The sequence below is a fragment of the Aristaeella hokkaidonensis genome, from assembly GCF_018128945.1.
Classification (GTDB): domain Bacteria; phylum Bacillota; class Clostridia; order Christensenellales; family Aristaeellaceae; genus Aristaeella; species Aristaeella hokkaidonensis.
In genome coordinates this window covers 2,915,228-2,933,161 of sequence record NZ_CP068393.1, presented here as the reverse complement: position 1 = coordinate 2,933,161, position 17,934 = coordinate 2,915,228, and the positions used below count along the sequence as shown (strand labels likewise).

Genomic DNA, 17,934 nt, shown 5'->3' with positions numbered 1-17,934 from the left:
GAGTTTTGTACTGCTACGCAATTTACTAAACGGGAGTGGTCCGCCAGAGGGGCTTCCGAGGTCAGGCCTGCCAGCAGGCTTATTCTACCGGTCTTTTCCAATGTCCGGATGTAGTTTCCCCATCCGTCTTCCGTCCTTCTTTGAAAGCCTTTAGAACCATTCTTGTGTCTTCCGGATCCTCCGTAGTCAGGACAACCGCTCTGTTTAATTCTGAATTCTGAATTCTGAATTCTGAATTGATTATGTCCGTCGGGAAGGCATTCATCAGCTGTACCAGACACCCTTCCGGCAGCCGCTGACGCAGGAGCGGGAATCGGTATCCCTTCCGGTCTTCCAGCACCTGGTCCTTCAGTGCGTCCGGATGTCCTTCATCGCACATCCGGCAGCCTGCATGTCCTTTCTTCAGTCCCAGGGCAGTTCGCGCCGGACAGTGGTGCAGCAGCATCAGCCGTGTCCGTCCGTAAACCGTTGTCACAACAGGCGCGCCCCCGGCCAGGAGCGTCTTCAGTTCCTGCCCCGTCAGTTCAGGAGAGGCTGTCACAAACGCGCACCCTTCCTCCATCAGCAGCGAAGCCGCCTGACGGTTCATCACCGGAACCCCTGCGCCTGCCGCATAAGCTACCGGCCAGTCCGTTCCCAGCTGTCCGACAGAACCCAGTACAACGCCGCCGAGCAGTTCCTTGTTTTCTTCTGTATAACGCCGCAGGGCCTGCAGGGTCTCTTCCTCACATACATCCGGCAGGGCCAGCCAGTCTCCCGGCTGGATTACCGCCTTCAGCGCCTGCAGGGCTTCCGTCCGGTAATCCTCCGGACACCAGACCACCCACAGTCCTGCTGTTCTGGCCAACTCAGCCTGTTCCTTCGTACGAATATAAGCAATCTGCGGCACTTCTCCTGCAGGAAGGTGTTCTTCAGGAACATTTAATTCTGAATTCTGAATTGTTGAGCTGCTGTCCAAATCTTTGATTTGGGTAACAGCTGCCATGCTACAGATGTCAAAGGATATTTGATCCTTTGGTAACAGCGATCGCAGAAGTTCTGAATTGGGAATTCGTTGTTCGAATTCCCTTATTCTCTCCTCCGCCAGCGCTTCCAGCGCTTCCCGTCGGATAGCGTTCACCCGGCTTACCGGCACAAAGGCGCCTGCCGTCTTCGTTTTAACCTCACGCGGAACAAAGACCGTATCCCCGGTCTTTTCCAGGCTGCGTCCCAGTTCTTCCTCTGTGACCGCCCGGGTTTTCGCGGCTTCCACGATGTCACCTGTGACCGTTACGGTGTTTTCCCCGTCTGTGGCGGTCAGGCGCAGTGCTTCTCCGGGCATTGCCTTCAGGAAAAGATCAACCGGCACTGTCCGGCCTTTCATCGCTTCCGCTTTTTCCAGCTGATCCACAGCCGTCAGGCGGAATACGATATCCCCGCCTTTGGCCTTCACGTCTGGCCTCAGCCGCAGGATAGCCGTCTCCCCGGTCTTCAGGTTCGGTCCGGCATAAACCAGGCTAATCTCCTCATGTGCTCCCCGCAGTGAAAGCCCGTCACCATTCCGCAGGTCTTTTTCCAGCTGTACCTTAGCCAGTTTTCCGTCCGCAGCCGTCACCCGGCCGATCCGGACGCCCTGGTGATTCACCGTGTCCGGGAATATCACCCCCGCGTCCTCGCAGCCCAGGGCATATCCCTTCATGAAGCCGCCCCGGTTAAAGATCTGGAGCAGCCCCTCTTTTTCTGCTTCGTCGGCCTTCTCAAAGCATCCCCGTTCCAGGCTGTCCATGCCTTTCCAGTAGCTGGCCGCCACAGTGGCCACATATTCCGGCCGCTTCAGCCTGCCTTCAATCTTGCAGGACGCCACCCCGGCCTCCGCAAGCTTCGGCAGTTCATCCCGCAGGCATACGTCCCTGGGACTCAGCCATGCGCCCCAGCGTCCGCGGTAGTCATACTCCATCCGACAGGGCTGGGCACACCGGCCGCGGTTTCCGCTTCGTTCTCCAACCATGCTGGAGAACAGGCACAGTCCACTCACTGCCACACACTGCGCGCCATGAACAAATACTTCAATCTCAACACCGGTATCCGCACACTTGCGAATCTCTTCCAGGGAGCACTCCCGTGCCAGCACCGCCCTGCGGATTCCATGTTTTCCGCACCAGACCACTCCTGTCCGGTTGTGAATGGCCATCTGGGTACTCGCGTGCACCGTCAGATCCGGGAAAAGGTTCCGGGCAATTCGCAGCACACCCAGGTCCTGCACCAGCACAGCGTCCGCATGAAGATCATTCAGCAGCCGCAGTACCTCTGTCACCTGTGCCAGTTCCCCGTCCTTCACCAGCGTGTTCACGGTCACATGAACCCGCATATGGCGCAGATGAGCATAGCGGATGGCATCCTCCAGCTCCTGCCGGTTAAAATTCCCTGCACCGGCGCGCGCACTGAAAGCGGAATACCCAAGGTATACCGCGTCCGCACCTGCCGCGTCTGCCCGTTCCAGAGCCGCGCGGTTCCCTGCCGGAGCCAGATTCTCCATGTCGCTACACTCCTTGAATTAATTCAGAGTTATAATGATTATATACCGGCATACTCCTGAATTTCATGCTGAAAGCTTTTATATCCATACGTCGGAAGTCATCTTCCGGATCAACTCAGCACTTAATTCTGAATTATGAATTATGAATTGCTTTGGCGCTCCGCGCCAATTGCTCGTTCTGCCTGCGCAGCATCGTATTCTCATCCTGCGCCTTCAGCAACTCTTCCGCCAGGTTAAAACAGGTCAGCACAGCCGCCTGCCCGGAAGGCAGGTTGGTTACCGCTGCCGTTTCGTTCAGCTTCCGGTCCACGAAAGACGCCACCCGCTTCACAAACTCCGGCGCGTCGCCGGATACCAGCGTATAGTTTTTGCCCGCAACCGTTACGGTGATTTTCTGCTTTTCCATTTCCTGCCTCCTGTCTCTGTCAACCGCCTCATTGAGTACATATGATCCCGTACATAAGTGAAAAGCGCAGAAAGGGGTTCAACCCTTTCCGCGCTTCAATGCTTTTCTCAGATCTGGTCAAAGGGATAGCACTGTCCGAATGTATCCACCCGGATCGATGCCATAACCTGCGGCTCAAGCGGTTTATCGGAGCGATCCCGCTTTGCCTTCACGATGTCCTCTGCCACATCCATTCCTTCCAGCACTTTGCCGAAGGCAGCGTACTGTCCGTCCAGATGGGGACTGTCGCTGGTCATGATAAAGAACTGGCTTCCGGCGGAATCAGGCATCATGCTGCGGGCCATGCTCAGCACACCGTAGGTATGCTTCAGGGGATTGTTAATTCCATTCGCGGCAAATTCGCCTTTGATGCAGTAGCCGGGGCCGCCGATGCCTATCCCCTTGGGATCGCCGCCCTGGATCATGAAGCCCGGAATGACCCGGTGAAAGATCAGTCCGTCATAGAAACCGCTGTTGGCAAGCGCGGTAAAGTTGCCAACGGACTGCGGCGCGACTTCAGGATACAGTTCGCCTTTCATCACACGTCCGTCGCTCATAGTGATTGTAAACACAGGATTCTGTGCCATGTTTCTGATTTTCCTCCCTTTGGAGCTCCGCTCCAGTTCCAGATTGTTTTTGAAATAAATTACCTTCATTCAGAATGAAAGCTTCCCTATTATAACGATTTTTCCTTCCCATGGCAAGCAGTGCCGCAGCACCGGGATATTGAAGCCTTGCTTCAATCACACCATGGAGGTAAAAAGTAAATATAACATCCGCCCTTGGGCGGATATTTCACACAGAACCGCGCTGCGGTTCTGTATTTCACATCGCGAAAGCGATATTTCATATTTGCCCAGCGGGCAAATATTTCATTCAAAAAAGGCACAGAGCATACTCTGCGCCTTTTTTGACAACCTTCTCCATACTTTGTATAATAAGGGGATTCCCGAAAGGAGTACACGCTATGACGATCGTACATCCCCAGCAGCCTGTAAACGGGCTGAACCCGGAAGACGTGTTCTACGCGGTCGACGACCTTGGAACACAAACCGGATATGGCTTTATCCTCTATCAGCTCCAGCCCGGCCTGTATCCGGACTGTCCTGTCAATCTGTATTTTTCACTGGCCGGAGATCCCGCTTCACGGTATCTCCTTTTCGGCGCGCTGGTTGCCCGTGCACGCATTCTGCAGAACGTGAATCCGCAGATGCGCTGCCGTCTGTATACAAGCATTGCCCCTAATGATATCCAGATGAAGGATTTCTATACTCATAACGGTTTTGACTGCAACGAAACCGATGAAGTCCTCCAGCTGGCCATCCCCTTCGGTGACGGGCGCATTCCGATGAGCTGCACTGTTGCTCCCACTCCCCTCAATACCTGGGACGAGCAGAACAGCCTCATCTACCGGCTCCAGATGAATGAAATCTCCTTTGTGGATATGAACTATCTCAAGAGCCTCCAGCGTATGCCCCACTTCATGACCCTCGGCCTGTACCGCAATGCGGTACTCATCGGCGAAGCGATCATGGCCGGACAGGGCACAGACTGTGAACTGGTTGCCATCTATATTGAGCCCGGCAGCCGGAATCAGGGCATGGGCAAGGCACTCCTGCATCGGCTGATGGCCATCATGGCCGCAGAAGGTGTTACCCGCATCACCACCCGGATCATGAGCCGCAGTGTCCCCCAGCAGCGTCTGGCAGCGGACTTCGGAGGCACCGTTCTGGGCGTCAATATGATCTTCCCGGGCATGTATCTGAACTGAGTTCTTTTCCGGTTCTTCCCCTTGATTTACCTTGAATAGCGCTTGACGTAAAAACGTCAGGCGTTTATAATATCTTCAACTGTGTTTTCGAAGGAGGAAACGATCAATATGAAATCCGGCAATAAGCGCGTTGGCGGCAAAACCGGAGCCATCATCGCGCTGTGTGTGCTGCTCGTCGTCACCATCGCACTTGGCGTGATCGGTGTCACCGGAGTAAGCCTGCCTCCCCGTGGACTGTACAAGGTTCTGTCCTGGCTGCCCACCACCAATTCCGAGAACTGGCCTGAATCCCTGCCTCTGGGTCTTGACCTGCGGGGCGGTATGTATGTTGAATATTCCGGCAAAGCTCCGGAAGGTTCCACCGCGGACTTCGACAGCCTGCGCGAAGGTACCATGTCCATTATCCGCTCCCGTCTGTCTGACAAGGGCTACAATGAAGCCAATGTCCAGCAGCTGGGCGCTGACGGCATCCGTGTTGAAATCCCGGATGTTCAGGACGATACCGTACTGGACCTGATCGGCGCTGCCGCTAAGATGGAGTTCAAAACTCCCGACGGCGAAGTCTTCATGACCGGCGACATGGTCAAGAAGGCCGTTTACAGCTACGGCGAAAAAGGTCATGAGATCGCCTTTGAACTGAATGAAGAAGGCGCCAAGATCTTCGGCGAAGTCACCGCTGCCAATGTCGGTAAGAACCTGATCATTGAGCTGGACGGTGAACAGCTGGTTAACGCCACTGTCCAGACTGCAATCCTGGACGGCCACGGCGTCATCTCCGGCAACTACACTCAAGAACAGGCGACCAGCGTTGCCGCCAAGATCCAGTCCGGTGCCCTGCCGCTGGAACTGACCCAGCAGAAGGTTGATAAAGTATCCGCCACCCTCGGTCAGGACGCTGTGTCTTCCTCCGTGCGTGCCGCTCTGATCGGCATCCTGCTGATCATGCTCCTGATGATCCTCCGTTATCGTCTGAATGGTCTCATCGCCTCCTGGGCCCTGACCATTTACACGATCCTGCTGTTCCTGCTCATCGCTCTCTTCCATATCCAGCTGACCCTGCCCGGTCTGGCCGGTGTGGTTCTGGGCATCGGTATGGCAGTTGACGCGAACGTCATCATCTTCGAACGCTTCAACGAAGAAGTCCGCAAGGGCCGCAGCGTGAAGGCTGCCGTCCGCGCCGGTTTCAAAAACGCTATGTCCGCTATCCTGGACGCCAACGTCACCACTCTGATCGCCGCCATCGTGCTGCTGTTCTACGGCACCGGTTCCATCCAGGGCTTCGCCAAGACCCTGCTGCTGGGCGTGGTTGTTTCCATGTTCACCGCGATCATTGTTACCCGCTTCCTCATGAACCGTTTCGTGAATGCTGGTGCTACCAACACCTCCCTCTATACCAAAGTAAACGTTGTTGATGAAAAGGAGGTTGAGGCGTAATGACTATCAAGAATCGTTCCAAGATCTGCCTTATCATCTCCGCCGTGATCATCCTCGTCGCCCTGGGCCTGCACCTCTCCGGTAATGGAATTAACCTGGGTATCGATTTCGCAGGCGGCCTCTCCATGCAGTATGATATGAAGACCGCCGTCACTTCCGCTGACGTGACTAACGTCCTGGAAAACATGGGTGTTACAAACAGCACCGTCACCGTTCAGGGCCGCGACAACAATGAAGTGAACATCCGCATCAAGGACATTACCAAGGACGACATCCAGAAGGTTCAGGCTGATTTCGAAGCCGGCATCAAAGAAACCTATCCGGAAGCCGTTTCCATCGGTGATGTGAACTACGTTGGTCCCGTAGCCGGTGACACCCTGGTCCGGAACGCGATCATCTCCGTGCTTCTCGCCGCCGGCCTGATGCTGGTCTACATCGCCATCCGGTTCGACCTGAACTCCGGCCTCGCCGCTGTGTTCGGTCTGCTGCATGACGTGCTGATCATGCTCTCCTTCATGGTGATCTTCCGCTCCGTGATCCAGATGAACTCTTCGTTCATCGCCGCGGCGCTGACCATTGTTGGTTACTCCATCAACAACACCATCGTTATCTTCGACCGTATTCGTGAGAATGCCAAGAAGATGCCCACCGCTCCCCGTGAAGAAGTTACCAACATCTCCATTCGTGAGAGCCTGGGCCGCACCATCTGCACCACAGTAACCACCCTGATCACCATCGTGGCTCTGTGCATCCTGGGTGTTGCTTCCATCCGTGAGTTCGCTCTGCCGATCATCGTCGGTATCCTCTCCGGTGTCTACAGCGCCAACATGATCAACGGTTATGTCTGGGCTTTCCTGGAAGAAAAACGCCGCAGCCGCAAGGCCAAAGCCTGATTACAAACAAACGGAAAGGACTGCGGATACGCAGTCCTTTCTTCTTCTTTTTATGGATCTGTATACCGCATCTGTATTGACTAGTCCCGAATTCTCATCATACCGTTAATTCTGAATTCATAATTCTGAATTAGCAGAAAGGAGGCAATCCCATGACCCATACACGTTTCATTCAGCGATGTGTTTCGGATTGCCCTCCTTTCAATGGTCTTCCGGACTGGATGTCCAGGCTTCTCTTTGCCCGCGGCATCCATACAGAAGAAGAATCCCGCCGTTACCTGAATCCCTCATTGGATGATCTCCATGACCCTTTCCTGCTCCCTGGCATGACGGAAACCGTTGCCCTGCTCAGGAAGGCCATTGATGAAGAAAAAACCATCCTCGTTTACGGCGACTATGACGCAGACGGCGTCTGCGCTGCCTCCATCCTGATGGAAACCCTGCACGAGGAAGGCGCGTCCCTGGCATACCGCATTCCTTCCCGTCACACCGAAGGCTACGGCCTGAATGCCGATGCTGTCCGTGAAATAGCGGAAAAAGCTCAGGTTCTGATTACAGTGGACTGCGGTGTCTCCAACGTGGAAGAAGTTGCCCTGGCGAAGTCCCTTGGTCTGACCGTCATCGTGACAGACCATCACCAGCCTCCGGAAATTCTCCCCCAGGCTGACGTGGTGATGGATCCGCTTCTGGGAGAATACCCCTGCCCCTATCTGTGCGGTGCGGGCGTGGCGCTCAAAATCTGCCAGGCCCTTCAGGGGATGCCGGGTGTAGAAAAGCGGCTGGATCTTGCTGCCCTCGCCACCGTTGCGGATATCGTCCCCCTGCAGGAAGAAAACCGGGTCATCGTCCGGGAAGGACTTCATCGTATCATGAATACCTCCCGGCCCGGCCTGAAAGCGCTGCTGGAAAAAGCCGGACTACAGGCTGCGGTTACCGCCGATGATCTTGCGTTCCGCCTCGGTCCCCGGCTTAACGCTGCCGGCCGCCTGGGAGACGCAAAACTCGGCGTCCATCTGCTCCTGACCCCGGATCCCGCCAAAGCCTCCCATATCGCAGGTCTGCTGGAGGAAGCCAACCGCACCCGGCAGAACCTGGAGCGGGAGATGACAGCCTCCGCCCTGACCCAGCTGGATGCGGCTGAGCTGGCAAAATCCCATGTAGTCATTGTTTCCGGAGAAGACTGGAATCCCGGCCTGATCGGCCTCACCGCCGGGCGGCTGTGTGAACGCTTTCACCTGCCTGCCATCGCTCTCAGCATTCATGAGGACACTGCCGTCGGTTCCTGTCGTTCCATTCCCGGTGTCAATATTTACCGTATGCTCTCCGCCTGCGCCGACCTGCTGGAGCGCTTCGGCGGACATGAACAGGCGGCCGGCCTGACCGTAAAAACAGAGAATATTCCCCTGCTTCAGAAACGGCTGGAAGAAGAAATCTCTTCCGCCACACCGGAGGAATGCTTCCTGCCCGCCATGGAATATGACATGATTATCCCATTCCGTACCTGGACTCCCGAAACCCTTGCAATGCTGGATCGCATGGAGCCCTTCGGCTGCGGCAACCCCGCACCGCTCTTCCTGTTGCAGGGTGCTGAAGTTCAGTCACTCCGCCGGGTAGGCAAAGACGGCTCCCATCTGAAGCTGACCGTCCTGGATGAGGACCTGTCCGTTGTGGACGGCATTGCCTTCTCAAAGGGCGACGTCGCTGACGAAAGCCCTGCCGTCCTGGACCTGCTCTATCGTCCCATCCGGAACGACTTCCGCGGCCGCGTCAGCATTGAAGCCCAGGTGGCATGTGTCAATAATTCAGAATTATTAGTACTGTCCTCTCGACGCACCCGGACACCATAGAGTAAACATAAATCATAAAGTATGGTATAATAATATATTGTTCCTGAAGCCATATTTTCATCGGGAGCAACAGAAAAGCATTATGAATTATGAATTGTGAATTGTGAATTAAATCCGACTGAAAGGAGGATCACCCATGGCTTTCACATCTTATGAAGCAATGCCTCTGGATCAGATGCTTAACCGGATACAGAAATACCATCCCGGTGACGGCTACAAGCTGGTGGAAAAAGCCTGGAAGTTTGCCGAAAAGGCCCATGAAGGCCAGTTCCGCAAATCCGGTGAGCCTTATTTCACCCATCCTTCCCTTGTCGCTTCGATCCTTACGGATCTGATGATTGATCCCCCCACCATCGCCGCGGGTCTCCTGCATGATACTGTCGAGGACTGCGAAGGTATCACCCTTGATACCATCCGCGAGGAGTTCGGCAATGAAGTGGCGGATCTTGTAGACGGCGTCACCAAATTGAACAAGCTGGATTTTGCGGATCGTGAGGAAGCCCAGGCTGAATCCCTCCGTAAGATGATCCTGGCGATGTCCCGGGATATCCGTGTCGTTCTGATCAAGCTGGCGGACCGTCTGCATAACATGCGCACCCTGCGATTCCAGCCGGAAGCACGCCGTCAGGCCATTGCCCGGGAAACGCTGGATATCTATGCGCCCCTAGCACACCGTCTCGGTGTTTATGCCATCAAGCAGGAGCTGGAAGACCTGTCCCTTAAGTACATTGATCCGGAAGGCTACAACCGCATTGTTCATCTCGTCGGCATGAAGCGCCAGGAACGGGAGGAGAGCATCAAGCTGGTCATCAATGAACTTTCAGAGCGTCTGGACCAGCAGCATATCCGCTACAACATCGACGGCCGCAGCAAACACTTCTATTCCATCTATCGCAAGATGGTGCTTCAGCAGAAGGCCTTTGACCAGATTTATGACCTGATCGCCATCCGCGTAATTGTGGATACCATTCCGGACTGCTATACAGTCCTGGGTATTGTCCATACCCTGTGGAATCAGGTCCCCGGCCGGTTCAAGGATTATATCTCTGTCCCCAAGGCCAACATGTACCAGTCCCTTCACACCACCGTTGTGGGTGGCCGGAAGATTCCCTTCCCCTTCGAAGTGCAGATCCGTACCTGGGACATGCACCGCGTGGCGGAATTCGGCATTGCTGCCCACTGGCGGTACAAGGAAGGCGCCAACCGGGAAGACAACCTGGACCACAAACTGTTCTGGGTTCGCCAGATGCTGGATTGGCAGACGGAGACCCGGGATTCACGTGAGTTCCTGGATACCCTGAAAACAGACCTTTTCTCTGAGGAAGTATTCCTCTTTACGCCCAAGGGAGACGTTATTTCCATGCCCAAGGGCGCTACTCCCCTGGACTTTGCCTACCGGATTCACTCCGCCATCGGTAACCAGTGCGTCGGCGCGAAAATCAACGGCAAAATCGTTCCGCTGGATACGCCCCTGGGCACCGGCGACCGGGTGGAAATCCTGACTTCCGCTTCCTCCAAGGGACCGGGAACCGACTGGCTCCGGATCTGCAAAACGCCCCAGGCCAAAGCCAAGATCCGCCAGTTCCTGAAGAAATCCCTGAAGGAAGAAAACGTTGAAATCGGCCGTGCCATGATTGAAAAGGAATGCGTCCGCCGCGGCGTCCGCATGTCCGATATTGTCAAGCCGGAGTATTATGAGCCCATCCTGAAGCGCACCGGTTTCACGGACTTCGATGACATCTGCAGTGCTGTCGGCTACGGCGGCATGGCTGTCGTCTATGTTGTCACCCGCCTGATCGAAGAGCAGAAGGCAAAGGAGCAGCCAGTCCAGACCGTCCAGACCGTGGACGATATGGTTTCTGAGGAAAAGCGCCTCAGCCAGCACCGTGCCCATCACGGCATCGTGCTCACCGGCAGCGAGGACCTGGATATTCCCGTCCGCTTTGCCAAGTGCTGCAGCCCTGTTCCCGGAGACGAGATTGTGGGCTATATCACCCGCGGCCGCGGCGTGACTATCCACAAGGCCGAATGCGTCAACGTCGCCACTGGCGAGGAAGAACGCCGTATCCCCGTGGAATGGGCCAGCGACGGCCAGAACACATTCTATGCCACCATTACCATCATTGCCTATGACCGGCTGAACATGCTCAGCGAAATCGCCACCATCATCGGTGAAAACGGCGTGTCCATCCGCGCGGCCTCTATCCAGAGCGATGAAAAGACCAAGATTTCCACCCTTCATCTGACCCTGGACGTTCACTCCCGTGAGGAAATGAACAAGGTCATCCAGGCCCTGAGAAACAAGTCTGATATTCTTGATGTTTACCGTGCGACGAAGTAATCGTCGCACGGTAAACAACTCTACACTCTTCACTCATCACTCTTCACTGATCACTCAACACTTTTTAACTCCTCTCTCCTACTTCCTACCTTCTACTTCCTACCTTTTCCTGAAAGGATCTACTATGCGAGCAGTTGTCCAGCGCGTCACAAGCGCTTCCGTGACCGTTGAAAATGAAACCGTCGGCGCCATTGACGCAGGCATGATGGTCCTGATCGGCGTATCAAAGGAAGACACCGATAAGGATCTGAAATATATCGTGGAAAAAGTCCCGAACCTTCGCATTTATGATGATGAGAACGGCGTTATGAACCGCTCCATCCTGGATGTGGGCGGCAGCATCCTTGCCGTTTCCCAGTTCACCCTTTACGGTGATGCCCGGGGCGGCCGCAGGCCGTCCTATTTCCAGGCAGCCGGTCCCGAAATGGCCAACGAGTTTTATGAGCGGGCAGTAGCAGCCTGGCGCAGTCAGGGAATCCACGTGGAAACCGGCCGCTTCCGCACAGAAATGAGAGTATCCCTCATCAACGACGGCCCGGTAACCATCCTGCTGGACAGTGAAAAAGCGTTCTGATCTTACGATCAGAACGCTTTTTCAATACATGTGGTCAAGAGGTTCAAAAACACTATATCTTTTTTAAGTCTTAAGTTTTCAGTTTTCATTAAGGAAAAGTTCCCTTTTCCTCTTAATCATTTCCTCTGTCCGGGTAAGATAATCATGTATATTGCTCACATTCGGCGCCCGCTCAATGTGTCCTTCTTCGGGGAAAATCCGTTTCGAGATCCCGCCGGCACCCATCGCCAGAATATGACTCGTCTCTTCCATAATATCCACGTTATACAGGCATGCGTGACCCGGCAGGGCATATCCGGTGTTCTCCAGGTTCCCTGCCATGTATTTCTGTTTATACAGGTAATATGGCGCCATGCCCATTGCCCGTGCTGTTTCCCGTCCGGTTTCCACCATGCATGCTGTCATATTTCCATCCGGAAGCGGATGGTTTTCCAGGCTCATCCGTGAGGAGCGCTTGATTGCCAGGGTATGTACAGTCAAACTCTCCGGCCGCAGTTTCCGGGCTTCTTCCATGGTGTGGGCGAAATCCGCTTCATTTTCCCCCGGCAGTCCGGCAATCACGTCCATATTGATATGGGGAATTGCTTCTTCCCGGGCCAGGGCATAGGCTTCCCGTACCTGCTGCGCCGTATGGGCCCGGCCGATAATCTCCAGCGTCCGGTCATTCATAGTCTGGGGATTGATGGAAATCCGGCCGATACCGGCGTTCCGGATTGCCCGAAGCTTTTCCCGGGTCAGGGTATCCGGCCGTCCCGCTTCCACGGTATACTCCATTGCACCCGGAAAGCAGCGCACGGTTTCTTCCATCAGCTGCTCAAAGGCTCCCTGCGGCAATGCCGTGGGCGTACCTCCGCCCACATACAGGGCACGCAGCTTCCGTCCGCTGTCCTTCAGGATCTCCGCGCAAGCCCTCATTTCCCGCGTCAGGGAGGCCATATAAGGCTCAATCAGGCTTCCGTCGCCTATTTCCCCGGACGAGAAGGAACAATAGGCACAACGGGTCGTACAGAAGGGAATTCCGATATAGACGTCCATCCATTCGTCCCCGGGCTTCGGCAGTTTCCGCTGTTCCGCCGCAATCTCCGCCAGCAGGGCTGCCCGGTCAGGCGCCACGTCGAAATCTGCGGTCAGCCGTCCGATGGCCGCTTCCGGCGTCAGCCCTTCCTCAAGAGCTTCCAGCATCAGATGCGTCGGCCGTACGCCGGTCAGACTGCCCCAGGGAGGCTGGATACCAGTCATCTCCTTCAGCAGGTCATAAAGCGTCTGCTTACAAAGGCGCCTTGCCGCGCGTCTGCGGTGCAGGGTACGGATCCGCTCATCCGCATCTTCCGGCGCCTGCGTACTCCGTTCCACACGGTGTCCGTCTGCCGCAAAGGCAATCGTAAACTGCCCTTCCTTTTCTTCAGAAAGGGGTATAAACTTCCTGGGTTCATCCCACACACTCTCCGGAAACCCAAAGATCCGGGTTAACACCCTCAGCTCCGGTTCAATCGTCTCCAGATAGCTCTCTATTTCCGTCATATCCTACCAACCATTAATTGTTAATTGATTAATGTCCTGCATGCATTGGCATCGTCCGCACTAAAGATGACAGGCGGCGCAGCGACGCTACCATGTCACTCTCGTTCCCGCCCGGCAGATCTGTCCTGCCCCAGCCGTATTCAAAGATGGTATCGCCGGTAAAGAGCTCTCCTTCAATTTCATAGCAGACACTGCCCGGCGTATGGCCCGGCGTATGCAGCACCTTTACCTTCAGTCCGGCCAGATCCAGCTCATCGCCTTCCCTCACCAGGTCTGTCGCTTCAGGTGCTGTAATCTGCTGCCCCATGAGCCCAATACTGGCATTCAACGCCGGATTTCCCAGCATCGGTGCATCTAATTCGTGTATAACAATTCTAGTACTTTGGGAAAAACCTGTTGTTGACAGGTCATCTTTTCCCGCCTCAGCGGATAATTCTGAATTCTGCATTGTTGAGCTGCTGTCCAAATCTTTGATTTGGGTAACAGCAGCCATGTTACAGCTGTCAAAAGGCTTATGAGCCCTTTGGTCACAGCGATCACAGAATTCTGAATTGAGCAGTTCCCGAACTGCTCCTATGTGGTCAAAATGCCCGTGCGTCAGCAGAATCGCCGCAATTTTACGGTCCCCTGCAGCTTTTCGGATCCGTTTTGCCTCGTCTCCGGGATCAATCACGATGCATTCCTGTCGATCCTCTTTCCCCAGGACATAACAGCGGGTCTGCACCGGTCCCACGGTAAGCTCGTCAATCCGCATACATATCCCTCCATTTACAGCATGTGATTCTCTGCACAGTTCATTATACATTATTCATTGAAAAAAGGCGTTCCCAAGGAACGCCTTTTAACTCAGAATCTCATTCTGTCTTCGATGTACTTGCGGATCTCGCTGATCGGAACGCGCTCCTGCTGCATGGTGTCACGATCGCGGATAGTGACCGTCTGGGTCTCTTCCGTCTCGAAGTCCACGCAGATGCTGAAGGGCGTGCCGATTTCATCCTGACGGCGATAGCGCTTGCCGATGGAGCCGGTTTCGTCGTATTCCACCGGGAAGTACTTGCACAGCTCAGCATGGATCTCGCTGGCCAGACCGCCCAGCTTGTTCTTCTGCAGAGGCAGCACAGCAGCCTTGTACGGTGCCAGCGCCGGATGCAGATGCAGCACAACACGCACGTCTCCGCCTTCCAGCTCTTCTTCCTCGTAAGCATTGCACAGGAAGGCCAGAACCATACGGTCCACACCCAGGGAGGGCTCGATGCAGTACGGGATGTACTTCTCGTTGGTCACCGGATCCAGGTACTCCATGCTCTTTCCGGAGTGTTCCTGATGACGACCCAGATCGTAGTCAGTACGGTCTGCAACGCCCCAGAGTTCGCCCCAGCCGAAGGGGAAGAGGAACTCAAAGTCCGTGGTAGCCTTGGAATAGAAGGCCAGCTTCTCAGGCTCATGATCCCGCAGCCGCAGGCTTTCTTCCTTGATACCCAGGCTCAGCAGCCAGTCACGGCAGAAGCCGCGCCAGTAGTTGAACCACTCCAGGTCCTCACCGGGCTTGCAGAAGAACTCCAGTTCCATCTGCTCGAATTCACGTACGCGGAAAATGAAGTTACCGGGGGTAATTTCATTCCGGAAGGATTTACCGATCTGGGCAATACCGGCCGGCAGCTTTTTCCGGGTGGTACGCATGGCGTTCTGGAAGTTGACGAAGATGCCCTGGGCCGTTTCCGGACGCAGGTAAATCTCGTTCGCGCTGTCCTCGTTCACGCCCGCGAAGGTCTTGAACATCAGGTTGAACTGACGGATACCGGTGAAGTCCTTTTTGCCGCACACCGGGCAAACGATATCGTGGTCAGCGATGAACTGTTCCAGTTCAGCATTGGTCCAGCCGTCGCCGGTCTCTTCACCCTTGGTGAAGTCCTCAATCAGCTTGTCAGCACGGAAGCGGGCTTTACAGGCTTTGCAGTCCATCAGGGGGTCATTGAAGCCGCCCACATGACCGCTGGCCACCCAGACTTCACGGTTCATCAGGATCGCGCAGTCCAGGCCGGTGTTGTACTTGCTTTCCTGCACGAACTTCTGCCACCAGGCCTTTTTCACATTGTTCTTGAATTCCACACCCAGAGGGCCGTAGTCCCAGGTGTTCGCGAGACCACCGTAGATTTCGGAACCGGCGAAGATAAATCCGCGGTTCTTACACAGTGCTACCAGCTTGTCCATTGTCAGTTCAGCCATGCTCGTATCCTCCACAGCAACAATTGTTCATTGTTAATTGTTCTGATGATTCTCATCAGAACAACGCTTCCACAAATTCCTTGGCGTCAAAGGGCTGCAGGTCATCAATCCCTTCACCCACGCCAATGTACCATACCGGCACTTCCAGCTCCTGCCGGATGGCCAGCGCGATGCCGCCCTTGGCGGTACCGTCCAGCTTCGACAGGATAATGCCGCCGATCTCAGCGACTTCCTTGAATGCACGCGCCTGCATAAGGCCGTTCTGACCTGTGGTGGCGTCCAGCACCAGGATGCAGCGGGTATCTGCTTCCGGATACTCCCGGTCAATCACCCTGCGCATCTTGCTCAGCTCATCCATCAGGTTCTTCTTGTTATGCAGCCGTCCGGCGGTATCCACGATCAGCAGGTCCACACCCTGGGCCTTGGCGGACTGGATGGCGTCAAACACCACCGCAGCCGGATCCGCGCCTTCAGCATGCTTAATGATCGGAACCCTCGCCCGCTCTGCCCATACGCTCAGCTGTTCAGCAGCCGCTGCGCGGAACGTATCTCCCGCGCACAGCATGACCTTCCGGCCGATAGCCTGGAAGCGCAGCGCCAGCTTGCCGATCGTCGTGGTCTTGCCCACACCGTTCACGCCAACCAGCAGCATCACCATAGGCCACTTCAGCGGGGGTCGCGGAATATTCATCTGCTCCACCATGATCTGCTTGAGCATCTCACGGGCTTCCGCAGCATCCTTGACCTTGCCGGCCTTTACCCGGTCCTTCAGCTCATCCACGATCGTCTCAGTGGCCTTCAGGCCGCAGTCGGCCATGAGCAGGATATCTTCCAGCTCTTCATAGAAGTCATCGTCGATCTTCCGGTTCTCCCTGACCATGTCGTCGACTTTCTCGGTCATGTTTCCCCGGGTTTTGCTCAGTCCTTCCCGCAGTCTCGCGAAAAGGCCCTTTTTCTTCTCTTCGGACATTTTTTACTCCTCAGAGGAACGGAGTCCAGGAAGTGGAGATTATAAACCTCCTGCTTCCTACCTCCTACTTCCTACCTTTTTATCCGATATGATCCTTGCCGCCCATATACATCCGCAGGGCTTCCGGAATCGCCACAGTGCCGTCTGCCCGCAGGTTGTTTTCCAGGAAGGCAATCAGCATACGGGGCGGAGCCACGCAGGTGTTGTTCAGGGTATGGGCCAGGTACTTGCTGCCGTCAGCGCCCTTCACGCGGATCTGCAGGCGGCGGGCCTGGGCGTCGCCCAGGTTGGAGCAGGAACCCACTTCAAAGTACTTCTTCTGGCGGGGAGACCAGGCTTCCACGTCCAGGCTCTTCACCTTCAGGTCAGCCAGGTCGCCGCTGCAGCATTCCAGTGTACGCACCGGAATATCCAGCGTGCGGAAGAAGTCCACCGTGTTCTGCCACAGCCGGTCAAACCACATAGGGCTTTCTTCGGGCTTGCAGATAACGATCATTTCCTGCTTTTCGAACTGGTGAATGCGGTACACACCCCGCTCCTCGATGCCGTGGGCACCCACTTCCTTACGGAAGCAGGGGCTGTAGCTGGTCAGGGTCTGGGGCAGCTGGCTTTCATCCAGGATGGTATCAATGAACTTACCGATCATCGAATGCTCGGAAGTACCGATCAGGTACAGATCCTCGCCTTCGATCTTGTACATCATGTTTTCCATTTCGGCGAAGCTCATCACGCCGGTCACCACGTTGCCATGGATCATGAAGGGCGGCACAACATAGGTGAAGCCCCGGTCAATCATGAAGTCACGGGCGTAGCTCAGGATCGCGCTGTGCAGGCGAGCAATGTCGCCCATCAGGTAATAGAATCCGTTGCCGCTGGTCTTACGTGCAGCATCCAGATCGATACCGGACAGCCGTTCCATGATATCCACGTGGTAGGGAACTTCCCATTCCGGCACAACGGGCTCGCCATATCGCTGGATTTCCACGTTCTCACTGTCGTCCTTGCCGATCGGCACGCTGTCGTCGATGATGTTGGGAATCACGAGCATGCGCTTGCGGATTTCCGCCTTCAGCTCTTCTTCCTTCACTTCCAGCGCAGCCAGCTCTTCGGCCATCTCGGCCACCTGGGCCTTGACCTTCTCGGCTTCTTCCTTCTGGCCTTTGCCCAGCAGTCCACCGATCTCCTTGGACAGCACCTTGCGCTTGTTGCGCAGGTTGTCACCCTGCTGGATCGCTTCGCGGTATTCCTTGTCCATGCTGATCACTTCGTCCACCATGGGCAGCTTTTCATCCTGGAACTTTTTCCGGATATTCTCCCGTACTTTCTCGGGATCGTTTCTGAGCAGATTAATGTCTAACATTGCTTAAACCTCCCAAAGTCATATAGTGTTGGTTTCC

The 17,934-nt window shown here is 55.3% G+C and carries 14 protein-coding genes; 6 read left to right on the top strand and 8 right to left on the bottom strand.

Annotated elements, in window-relative coordinates:
- Positions 1 to 79 precede the first annotated feature (79 nt).
- The 3 genes from JYE49_RS13170 to JYE49_RS13160 all read right to left on the bottom strand — a co-directional run bounded on the left by JYE49_RS13170 (position 80) and on the right by JYE49_RS13160 (position 3,547).
- A complete protein-coding gene (locus JYE49_RS13170; RefSeq protein WP_093957975.1) occupies positions 80 to 2,515 on the bottom strand; it encodes a peptidase U32 family protein in 2,436 nt (811 codons plus the stop codon).
- 133 nt (positions 2,516 to 2,648) lie between these two features.
- Positions 2,649 to 2,921 carry a cell division protein ZapA gene (locus tag JYE49_RS13165; RefSeq protein ID WP_093957974.1) on the bottom strand — a complete coding sequence of 91 codons (273 nt, stop codon included), beginning with the start codon at positions 2,919 to 2,921 and terminating at the stop codon, positions 2,649 to 2,651.
- A 107-nt stretch (positions 2,922 to 3,028) separates the two neighbouring features.
- Positions 3,029 to 3,547, bottom strand: coding sequence for a peptidylprolyl isomerase (locus JYE49_RS13160; RefSeq protein WP_093957994.1), 519 nt, complete (start codon positions 3,545 to 3,547; stop codon positions 3,029 to 3,031).
- Between the two features lie 380 nt (positions 3,548 to 3,927).
- On the opposite strand from JYE49_RS13160, the gene JYE49_RS13155 reads away from it, so the two are divergent.
- The 6 genes from JYE49_RS13155 to dtd all read left to right on the top strand — a co-directional run bounded on the left by JYE49_RS13155 (position 3,928) and on the right by dtd (position 11,820).
- On the top strand, positions 3,928 to 4,731 hold the full coding sequence (locus tag JYE49_RS13155; RefSeq protein WP_093957973.1) for a GNAT family N-acetyltransferase: 804 nt from the start codon (positions 3,928 to 3,930) through the stop codon (positions 4,729 to 4,731).
- A 108-nt stretch (positions 4,732 to 4,839) separates the two neighbouring features.
- Complete coding sequence (gene secD / locus JYE49_RS13150; RefSeq protein WP_093957972.1) at positions 4,840 to 6,165, top strand: protein translocase subunit SecD; 1,326 nt, start codon at positions 4,840 to 4,842, stop codon at positions 6,163 to 6,165.
- On the top strand, positions 6,165 to 7,058 hold the full coding sequence (gene secF / locus JYE49_RS13145; protein WP_093957971.1) for a protein translocase subunit SecF: 894 nt from the start codon (positions 6,165 to 6,167) through the stop codon (positions 7,056 to 7,058). Before secD ends, secF begins: the two co-directional genes overlap by 1 nt.
- Before the next feature lie 221 nt (positions 7,059 to 7,279).
- Positions 7,280 to 8,905, top strand: coding sequence for a single-stranded-DNA-specific exonuclease RecJ (recJ, locus tag JYE49_RS13140; protein WP_179217394.1), 1,626 nt, complete (start codon positions 7,280 to 7,282; stop codon positions 8,903 to 8,905).
- A gap of 136 nt (positions 8,906 to 9,041) precedes the next feature.
- Positions 9,042 to 11,246: a RelA/SpoT family protein gene (locus JYE49_RS13135; protein WP_283399437.1), complete on the top strand. Its 2,205-nt coding sequence runs from the start codon at positions 9,042 to 9,044 to the stop codon at positions 11,244 to 11,246.
- Positions 11,247 to 11,370: 124 nt separating this feature from the next.
- Positions 11,371 to 11,820, top strand: coding sequence for a D-aminoacyl-tRNA deacylase (gene dtd, locus JYE49_RS13130; protein ID WP_093957969.1), 450 nt, complete (start codon positions 11,371 to 11,373; stop codon positions 11,818 to 11,820).
- 78 nt (positions 11,821 to 11,898) lie between these two features.
- Here dtd and hemZ read toward each other — a convergent pair whose 3' ends face one another.
- The 5 genes from hemZ to serS form a co-directional block, all read right to left on the bottom strand.
- Complete coding sequence (gene hemZ, locus JYE49_RS13125) at positions 11,899 to 13,341, bottom strand: coproporphyrinogen dehydrogenase HemZ (protein WP_093957968.1); 1,443 nt, start codon at positions 13,339 to 13,341, stop codon at positions 11,899 to 11,901.
- A gap of 28 nt (positions 13,342 to 13,369) precedes the next feature.
- On the bottom strand, positions 13,370 to 14,095 hold the full coding sequence (locus JYE49_RS13120; RefSeq protein WP_179217393.1) for an MBL fold metallo-hydrolase: 726 nt from the start codon (positions 14,093 to 14,095) through the stop codon (positions 13,370 to 13,372).
- A gap of 92 nt (positions 14,096 to 14,187) precedes the next feature.
- Positions 14,188 to 15,567, bottom strand: a complete 1,380-nt coding sequence (locus JYE49_RS13115) for a glycine--tRNA ligase (protein ID WP_093957966.1) — start codon at positions 15,565 to 15,567, stop codon at positions 14,188 to 14,190.
- A 55-nt stretch (positions 15,568 to 15,622) separates the two neighbouring features.
- A complete protein-coding gene (gene ftsY, locus JYE49_RS13110; RefSeq protein WP_093957965.1) occupies positions 15,623 to 16,537 on the bottom strand; it encodes a signal recognition particle-docking protein FtsY in 915 nt (304 codons plus the stop codon).
- Positions 16,538 to 16,616: 79 nt separating this feature from the next.
- A complete protein-coding gene (gene serS, locus JYE49_RS13105; RefSeq protein WP_093957964.1) occupies positions 16,617 to 17,897 on the bottom strand; it encodes a serine--tRNA ligase in 1,281 nt (426 codons plus the stop codon).
- Positions 17,898 to 17,934: the final 37 nt, after the last annotated feature.

Coding starts and splice junctions, on each gene's coding strand:
- JYE49_RS13170 (WP_093957975.1), bottom strand. CDS start 2,515: ATGGAGAATCTGGCTCCGGCAGGGAACCGCGCGGCTCTGGAACGGGCA.
- JYE49_RS13165 (WP_093957974.1), bottom strand. CDS start 2,921: ATGGAAAAGCAGAAAATCACCGTAACGGTTGCGGGCAAAAACTATACG.
- JYE49_RS13160 (WP_093957994.1), bottom strand. CDS start 3,547: ATGGCACAGAATCCTGTGTTTACAATCACTATGAGCGACGGACGTGTG.
- JYE49_RS13155 (WP_093957973.1), top strand. CDS start 3,928: ATGACGATCGTACATCCCCAGCAGCCTGTAAACGGGCTGAACCCGGAA.
- secD (WP_093957972.1), top strand. CDS start 4,840: ATGAAATCCGGCAATAAGCGCGTTGGCGGCAAAACCGGAGCCATCATC.
- secF (WP_093957971.1), top strand. CDS start 6,165: ATGACTATCAAGAATCGTTCCAAGATCTGCCTTATCATCTCCGCCGTG.
- recJ (WP_179217394.1), top strand. CDS start 7,280: ATGTCCAGGCTTCTCTTTGCCCGCGGCATCCATACAGAAGAAGAATCC.
- JYE49_RS13135 (WP_283399437.1), top strand. CDS start 9,042: ATGGCTTTCACATCTTATGAAGCAATGCCTCTGGATCAGATGCTTAAC.
- dtd (WP_093957969.1), top strand. CDS start 11,371: ATGCGAGCAGTTGTCCAGCGCGTCACAAGCGCTTCCGTGACCGTTGAA.
- hemZ (WP_093957968.1), bottom strand. CDS start 13,341: ATGACGGAAATAGAGAGCTATCTGGAGACGATTGAACCGGAGCTGAGG.
- JYE49_RS13120 (WP_179217393.1), bottom strand. CDS start 14,095: ATGCGGATTGACGAGCTTACCGTGGGACCGGTGCAGACCCGCTGTTAT.
- JYE49_RS13115 (WP_093957966.1), bottom strand. CDS start 15,567: ATGGCTGAACTGACAATGGACAAGCTGGTAGCACTGTGTAAGAACCGC.
- ftsY (WP_093957965.1), bottom strand. CDS start 16,537: ATGTCCGAAGAGAAGAAAAAGGGCCTTTTCGCGAGACTGCGGGAAGGA.
- serS (WP_093957964.1), bottom strand. CDS start 17,897: ATGTTAGACATTAATCTGCTCAGAAACGATCCCGAGAAAGTACGGGAG.